This is a genomic window from Paenibacillus sp. CECT 9249, from assembly GCF_918697855.1.
GTDB lineage: Bacteria > Bacillota > Bacilli > Paenibacillales > Paenibacillaceae > MSJ-34.
On record NZ_CAKKLI010000034.1, the window covers coordinates 44,796 to 53,435 of the forward strand.

5 protein-coding genes and 1 other RNA gene are annotated in these 8,640 nt (G+C 49.9%); 1 reads left to right on the forward strand and 5 read right to left on the reverse strand.

Going from position 1 to position 8,640, the window contains the following annotated elements; all coding sequences use genetic code 11:
* Positions 1–42 precede the first annotated feature (42 nt).
* The 3 genes from LQ229_RS19725 to smpB form a co-directional block, all read right to left on the reverse strand.
* Positions 43–1,284 (reverse strand): acyltransferase, encoded by a 1,242-nt coding sequence (locus tag LQ229_RS19725; protein ID WP_216541383.1) that lies wholly within the window; start codon positions 1,282–1,284, stop codon positions 43–45.
* A 140-nt stretch (positions 1,285–1,424) separates the two neighbouring features.
* Positions 1,425–1,791: a transfer-messenger RNA gene (ssrA, locus tag LQ229_RS19730) on the reverse strand.
* A 180-nt stretch (positions 1,792–1,971) separates the two neighbouring features.
* A complete protein-coding gene (gene smpB / locus LQ229_RS19735; protein ID WP_216541384.1) occupies positions 1,972–2,451 on the reverse strand; it encodes an SsrA-binding protein SmpB in 480 nt (159 codons plus the stop codon).
* A 953-nt stretch (positions 2,452–3,404) separates the two neighbouring features.
* Between smpB and LQ229_RS19740 the strand changes: the two genes are divergently transcribed.
* Positions 3,405–4,472, forward strand: a complete 1,068-nt coding sequence (locus LQ229_RS19740) for a class I SAM-dependent methyltransferase (RefSeq protein WP_216541385.1) — start codon at positions 3,405–3,407, stop codon at positions 4,470–4,472.
* Between the two features lie 62 nt (positions 4,473–4,534).
* On the opposite strand, the gene LQ229_RS19745 is transcribed toward LQ229_RS19740, so the two are convergent.
* Together LQ229_RS19745 and rnr are read right to left on the reverse strand one after the other, a co-directional pair.
* Positions 4,535–5,758 (reverse strand): acyltransferase, encoded by a 1,224-nt coding sequence (locus tag LQ229_RS19745; protein ID WP_230192645.1) that lies wholly within the window; start codon positions 5,756–5,758, stop codon positions 4,535–4,537.
* Between the two features lie 159 nt (positions 5,759–5,917).
* A complete protein-coding gene (gene rnr, locus LQ229_RS19750) occupies positions 5,918–8,404 on the reverse strand; it encodes a ribonuclease R (RefSeq protein WP_290370058.1) in 2,487 nt (828 codons plus the stop codon).
* Positions 8,405–8,640: the final 236 nt, after the last annotated feature.

Sequence of the window (8,640 nt, forward strand, 5' to 3'; positions counted from 1 at the left end):
AAAGAGCAATTTGGGATTTTTACACAAAAACAGCGCATACAATCATTTCGTATGCGCTGTATATTTATCGTTTTCTTGCGGGAAAGGCCTCTGTTCAGTTTGTGTGGTCATCTTTTTTTCAACTTTTCGAGCTAGTATTAATGCGCCTTGATCGATATATTTCATATAAAAATGCGACAAAATAAATAATGGCACCATAGAAACCATAAACGTAATTGCATAGGCAAGATTATAACTATAATAATGAATCAATTTACTAAACAGGAATGCAGAGAACGTATTTAGGAGAGTGAAATGAATGAGGTAAAGGGAAAATGAAACCTTACCTAAATAAGCGAATGTTTTCCACCCAAATACACGTTGCAGCACTTTTAAACGAAGCAGAGCAAACAAAATCATAGCAGAGCCTAGGGTTCGTGCAAGAAGTCGTGGATCGATGTTAAATTGTATCCATTCATTGATATTTTTTGTCCACACTTCTACGGGTTCGTACATAGTTCCCATTAATGAAGTATAAGGCGCCGAACCTAAGTAAATCCCCATTAGAAGCACAAGTACTGTCGTTACTTTACTTTGGATCCATTTGTGCTTGAGCAAATCGGCGAGCAGCATCCCCCACAAAAAAGCGACAAAATAGGTTTGAATAAGAGCAATGGATAAGACCGCATACACCATCCATCTTTTCTTCACTCGTCCGAATAAAGCAAGAAAACCAAAAATAAAAAAAGAACCTAATAACTCATAGCTCATTGTCCAAAGGACTGGATTATAAGGATGTGCTTTAACACGGAAAAACGGATCAAAAATAGCAGCCTTGATAACGGTATATACATTTGTATCTAAAGCGTAGTAGTCCTTTTTCATATCCGTCCATGTTATTTCCCATATTTCTTGGAGATGAAAGGCTTTCATAATAATTGCTAGATACACAAGCAATACGGATACAGCTGCCGGCACAGCAAGCCGAATGTACCTTCGTATGGCGGAAGAATGCAACAATTTTTGAAAGGTTACACCATCGATCTCTTTTTCAAACATTTTGACACTGAGCACATAACCACTTAGCACAAAAAACAAACAAACGGCAAATTGTCCATTAAAAAATAAATTAATCGGAGAATGTCCGTACCAGATATCCCATTCAGAATGAGCTTGTTCTGGTCTTCCATTTAACGCAGCTGGATAAAACACTTGCATGTAGTGTGAAATGACCACGGCAAATGCCGCAAGTCCCCTAATCCCATCCAAATAGAGCAACTTTTTTTCTGATGTCTCTTCATTCATTTTTTCACTTCTTTCATAAATAGAACTACTATAACATATTACGCCGTGAACCGAGATTTCCTATTCACGTACTCGATCATAGTAAGATAAATATCGATGAAAAGCAAAAATCCACAACCTCATGCAGTCGTGGATTTACATGGTGGAGGCGAGGGGAGTCGAACCCCTGTCCGAAAATATCGCCACACAGGCTTCTACGGGTGTAGTTGCAGTTTTGATGTCACCTGAGGAGGCCCCCTGCAACCGGGTTCTTCTCAGGTCAGCCTGATTGTCTTCTTCAGCCAGCCCCAGGCGGAGACTGGACAGCGTATCCCACTAAGGTTGGGCCCCTATCCCGGCACATGGGCGATGCAGGGTAGAAGCTCGCTAGCAGGTTATTAAGCTGCTAAAGCGAAGTTGTTTTGTTGTTTGCCGTTTAAATTTGGCGTTAGCGTTGTTGAAGCGGACGCGTCCCCACTACCCGCTACCCATGCTCAAACTATCCCCGTCGAATCCAAAAACGCCCCCGAAATGGGCTCGTTCGTGAATGGATCGTCCATTCGTTCGAGCAAAAGTTGTGCATAAAATGCTACATATATATTATACCACATTCCCCCCGCCTCCACAGAATTTGTTGTTGGAAGCGTTGGATGCTTGTGGTGCGATGAATCGAATCAACCAAGCGCCGTTGCCTGCGGAAATGGCATGTTAGCGCGCGATTTTCTGCTTCTCGCGCAGCGCCCGCTGAATATCGCGTTGCGCATCGCGTTTGGCGGCGGATTCGCGCTTGTCGTATTGCTTCTTCCCTTTGCCAAGACCGATCAGCAGCTTCGCGTAGCCGTTGCGGATATAAATCTTGAGCGGCACGATCGAATATCCCTCTTGCTTGGACTGGCCCAGCAGCTTGTGAATTTGCGCCTTATGCAGCAGCAGCTTGCGCGCGCGGGTCGGATCGACCGGGTTGAACCGGTTGCCCTGCTCGAACGGGCTGATGTGCATATTGTGGATGAACATTTCCCCGTTTCGGATCGTAGCGAAAGCGTCGTTAATATTCGCCTTGCCCATCCGAATCGATTTAATTTCCGTTCCTGTCAGTACCATGCCCGCTTCGAACGTTTCCTCAATGAAATAGTCATGGGAAGCTTTCTTATTCTGAGCGAGCTGCTTGCCGTCACTCTTCTTACCCATGCTCTCACTCCTTCATCATCGAAATTTTTTGCCGAATGGGCTTTCGTATCGTATCTGTCTCTTGGACAGCAATGGAAAGATCGGATCAGACATTAATTGTAGCAAAATTCAACCGCTAAAATCAAGAGTTTCAATCGCTTGTATCAATATGTTTTATGGTACAAATCAATGCAAAGTAAAGTATAATAAAGAATAAGGTTTTGCCGACTCTGTAAAACACGCTCGATGCCAACGCAAGGTATCTTTAACGACACAAAAATTTAACTCGATTAACATTTTATCCCACAAATAGCCAACACCTTGAAAATAGCCCGTCTATCCATACTCCAAACACCAAAACTACCGACCGCTATAACTAGACTGGATAACAAACAAATCGCATCAACCGCCCCTGTCAGTCCCATTCTTAATCGCTTGCAACCATTGGAGCTTCAAACATGTAAGCGCATTCGCTATCCGTAATCTTTGCTGTTCATTTCCCGCTTCTGTCCGGTTACAGAAACCAACGACTGCGAGTGGCGTTATTGTGAAAACGAGATAGGTACGTGCTGAAACTGCCTCTCGATGAACGTGCAACATTTGTAACGGAACTAGAAGACCTTAATTTGCAAAAAAGCCGACTATTCAAATTCTAACGGAACCCAGCGCTCTTATTCTTTGTTTTGCCATCAAAAAATGAACGAATGACCGCAAATAAGGTCCGTCACTTCCGTTACATTTCCAAAAGTTTCAATTTTGCCCAAATAAGGTCCCCTGCATCCGTTAGCCGCGACATCGCCGCTTACCGTTCATCGATCGTCACCGAAAGCCCGCATTTTCAACCAAACAAAGCGATAATCGCGTCAAAATAAGACCTTGGCGAAAATCCCGCCATATAACAATACCTCATCATCCGCACATGCACAAAGGCGCTACAAGCACGTCGCTATCCGTAAAAAAGGAGGAGTATTCATATGATTGTCCAAAACCACGAAAAGCAATCATCGTACAGCTTCCCTTACACCGAACTCGATTTCGAAACGACGGTCAAACGGCCGAATTATCGGGTCGATCTGCGCAATGCCCGCAACGAACATTGGGAACGTTTTATCGACGCCAATCAGGTGAAGGATTGGTCGCAGCTGCGCTGGCAAGATATCGGCAAACCGTATCGCGTCGAAAATATGGCGGAAGCCCGGAAGCAGTGGGAGCGCGAGCATGAACAAGCGATGCCTGCCCATACCGCATGGCAATATTTCAACCGTTCGTTTCACGAATGGTTCGAGAAGGACGTGCCAAGCGAAATGAGCGAAGCCGGCCAAGCGTTGTGGCGGCATATGCGCAAATTCCAGATGCGCGAAGTGAAGGCGGCGCTCGGCGATTACGTGAAGCTCGGCATATGGAACTATGCCCACCGCATCCAGGACGGCATTTGGGATCCCCGCGGCAAAAGAGCGCTATTCCAAGGGCTCGATCTCAAACGCCCGCGCATCCTGTTCCTGGGCGCCGCCGAAGGATATGAGGCGATGCAACTGCATGCGATGTATCCGGGCGGCGAAGTCGTACTCGTCGACTACGACGAGTATTGCCGCACGCATCGCTTCGGCGACTTCCCGGACACGTATCCGTTTCTCGGAACCGATCCGGTCACCGGACAGCCGCGCGTATGGTACAAAAGCCAAATGAACATCTATTATTTGATTGACGACATACGCAATCTCGATTTCGGACCGGAGTTCGACGTCGTGCTCAGCGTCGGCCTGCTTGAGCATTTCCCCGATGCCTTGAAGCCGGAAGTGATGGAATGGCATCGCAAATTCCTCAAGCCCGGCGGCTATGTCGTGATGACGACACCGCGCCTGCACCTCAAAACGAAGCTATTCTACAAAATAATGGAAGACGTAATGAACCATACGTATCGCGAGTTAATGGACATTCGGCAAATGGGCCTCTACGTGTACGAGAACGGCTTTGAAATATTGCGGCACGGCACGATCAAAGTGCACAACGGCATCGTCGCCCGCGTCACGCCAGCCCATTAAGGCCGCATGGAACAACAAAGGCGAGTCCCCGTCCAAATCGATAGGAGAGAGACTCGCCTTACTTAATTCGCCGAACGCGTCGACTGCGCTCGCGTCACCGCCCGGCCGGAAGAACCACCGGCAGCGGCGCCTTTGCGCCGTTTGCCCGTCGAGCCGACGATCCATCTGCCGAAAGGCAGCATGCTGATCAGCTTCGTCAAACCTAGCGAGCCGGCAGCAACAACGACAAACGTCGCCGCCGTCATCCATAAATGATACCCGCCGCCTTGCAGCGGCCGCGTCAATTGCGCAACCATCGACAAGACGAGCGCATGCGCCAGAAATCCGCCGAACGAGTACGTTCCGATCCAACGCATCACCTTGAGCATCACCCCGCCGATCCGTTGGATATGCAGCGCGATCGCATACATCACGAACAAATTCGGCACAATAAGCATAAAGGTAATCGGCCGCAAATAAGTCGACGGCTGCAGCGTAAAATTGCCGGACGAATTCGACAGCAATTCATATCCAAGCCATATATATAGGACGACGAACAATAGCAAGTTCAACGCGAACGATTTCTCGATAAACGAGCGCCACCGCTGCAGGCCGAACGCGCATACCGCGCCGAGCGCCACATAAAACCAATAAAAAAGTAGCAGCAACGTACGGTGGTCAATGAGCCACTTCCATACCCCTGTCATGCCGCGGCTAATATCGAATAACCGGTAATACGATAACCACAACAGGCCGGCATACAGAACGGCACAGCCGAGCATCAGGATTCCAACGCGAACGGAAAGCGCCTTGGGACGCTCTCCCCATCGCCGGATAAACGCGTTTTTCACCTTTTTGGTAACCCATAAGATTACGGGAAACAACAAATAAAACTGAAAAATCATCACGACAAACCATAACTGATACCCGTAAGTCGGGCTAAGTAGTTGGTTGCCATATTCCGTTACAAATCGTCCCGCCCCGTTCCAAGGAGGGCCGAGGATCAGCCATGTATAAACAAAGGTCCAGCACATAAACGGGACGAATATATCGGTAAACCTTTTCTTCATAAAAGGTCCGTACGACAGCTTATCCTCTTCGTACTTGTAGAACATAATCATGGCGGACAAGAAAACGAACGTCAACGTCCCGTAACGGGTAAAATGAAACAGCATCCCGAGCATGGTCGCATCCTGCGGCAGTATATCTTGCCGATAAATATATTCCCCTATCGAATGCTGCAGTACGATCGCAAGAAATGCCATCGCGCGCAGCAGCGTAATTTCTTCGATTCTCTCTTTGCGCATCGGTTCCCCTCCAGTCACCTTATACCCACTACATTATACCGAACGAAGATTAAAATAACATGAATTCGCCGCCCCGTCAAAGCCTATACTGCATTTACGTTCCGATAAAAAAACGCCAACCCTGCATAAATGATCCAGAAGTAGGCGTCTTTTTCTAACTTATTTTTTCTTTTTGCGCACAAAAGCCGCAATTCCTTTGTTCTTCTTGCCTTTCTTGGCGCGGCCGCCATTCTCTTTGCTTTGGCCGTTCGCACTGCTTGTCGGGCCTCCGTACCCGCCTTTGCCCGAGCCGAACCCAAACACACGCCCGGCGCTCGCGGAGGCGTCGCCGCCTTCAGGCGCTCCGGCTTCGCTGCGTCCTCTGCCGGCTTGCTTTCCGCCTTTCCCGGCTTTGCCGCCTTTGCCGCCGCGCTTCCCGCCGAATCCGCCGTCGAAGCCTGCTCCGCGTTCGCCGCGTCCCTTGCGCTTGCCGAATCCGTCAACGACGTTCATGCTCTGCCGGCGCGGCTTCATATCGACCATTTCGAAGTCGATCGTATGCTCGTCCATATTGACGCCGGCCACGCGAATTTTCACCTCGTCGCCGATGCGGTATATTTTCGACGTCCGCTCGCCGATTAACGACATATGCTGCTCGTGAAAATGGTAATAATCGTCGGTCATTCCGCTTAACCGGATTAACCCCTCTACCGTATTGTCCAGTTCGACGAACATGCCGAAGCTGGTTACGCTGCTAATAATGCCGTCGAATTCCTCGCCGATCTTATCGAGCATGAACTCCGCTTTCTTCAGCTTCTCCGTGTCCCGCTCCGCTTCGACCGCCACCCGTTCGCGTTCCGACGATTGCTGCGCGATATCCTGCATGCGCGAAGCCAAGTATTCTTCGCGGCCGGGCGGCAGCTGTCCGCCGTTCTCCGCCACCTCGCGGATAATGCGATGAATGACCAAATCGGGGTAACGCCGGATCGGCGATGTGAAATGCGTATAAAACTCGGCCGCCAGACCGAAATGCCCCAAGCTCTCGGCATCGTACTTGGCCTGTTTCATCGACCGCAGCATCATCGTGCTGATGACCGTCTGCTCCTTGGTCCCCTGAATTTCCTCCAGCAGCGTCTGCAAAGCCCGCGGGTGCACTTTATTGCCTTTGCCGCGGACGACATAGCCGAAATTGGCGGCGAACTGCATGAAGTTGAGCAGCTTCTCGTCATCCGGATTTTCATGGATCCGGTAGACAAACGGTACTTTCAGCCAGTGGAAATGCTCGGCCACCGTTTCATTCGCCGCAAGCATAAATTCCTCGATAATCATCTCGGCGATCGAACGCTCTCTTTTGACGATATCGACCGGCTTCCCGTTCTCATCCACAATGACCTTCGACTCTTGAAAATCGAAATCGATCGCGCCGCGCGCCATCCGCTTTTTCCGCAGCCGCATCGCCATCTCGCGCATGAGCTTGAAATCGTCGACCAACCCGGCGTAACGGTCCATCAATTCCGGATGTTCGTCGGGCTCGGTCAATATTTTCCGCACATTGCTATAAGTCATCCGCTCCGCAGTCCGAATCACGCTCGTAAAAATATCGTGGCGAACCACTTTCATATGCTCGTCAAACTCCATTTCGCACGAGAGCGTCAGCCGGTCCACCTGCGGATTCAAGCTGCAAATGCCGTTGGACAAACGATGCGGCAGCATCGGAATGACGCGGTCTACCAAATAAACGCTGCAGCCGCGCTGGTACGCCTCTTGATCCAGGCTCGATTTCTCGCGCACATAATAACCGACATCGGCGATATGCACGCCCAGTTTATAATGGCCGTTCGGCAGGCGCTCGACATTGACCGCATCGTCCAAATCCTTCGCGTCTTCGCCGTCGATCGTGACGATCCGCTGCCCGCGCAAATCGCGGCGGCCTTGCTGCGCAATTTCATCTTCCGTAATCGAATCGGGAACGGCCAACGCCTCTTCCAGCACTTCGTCCGGAAACGCCTCAGGCAACTGATGCTTGCGAATAATCGATAAGATGTCGACGCCCGGATCGTCCTTATGGCCGAGTATTTCGATAATTTCCCCTTCCGCCGCCGCGCGGCCCTCCGGATAGTTCACGATCTTGGCGACGACCTTCTGGCCGGTCACCGCGCCGTTGAAGCCTTCCTGACGGACGAACAGATCCCGGTTGATCCGCTTGTCGTCCGGCACGACAAACCCGTACGATTCGTGGTTCTCGAATACGCCGACCACCTGCGTGATCGCCCGGCTCACGATGCGCGCGACCTCTCCTTCAAGCCGGCCGCCGGCCGTCCCCTTCGACGTAATGCGCACCAATACCGTATCGCCGTTCATTGCGCTCTTCAAATCGTTCGCATGAATATAGACATCGGGATGATCCCGATCCTCCGGGATCAGGAAGGCGAACCCTTTCGGATGAGCTTGCAGCCGGCCCCGCAGCAAATTCATCCGCTCCGGAATGCCGTAACGCTGGGAACGCGTCAGAATGATTTTCCCTTCCTGTTCCAAATTGTTGAGCAGCTTCAGAAATTGTTTAAATTGCTCGGAGTCGGCAATGCCGAAATGCTGTTCCAACTCCTGATACGTCATCGGCTTATAGGCCGTTTCTCTCATAAAATCAAGCAGTTCCTGCTCTGTCAAATCATACACCTCGTTTCGTATGCCATCCCGTCAACCGTTATGTACGGAACAAACCAATGCCAAATATATACTCTAGTATACACGAAATCGCCGCATTCCATCCGAAATATAAGAAAAACGCCTGACGGCGTCCTTTAAGTTCGTGCATCTCCGTTCATACGTACCAAAGTAAGCTGGGGTATGGGGATCTTCTTCCCCTGTCCCCAGTCTACTTTTTCACATCATTTATCCTGTAT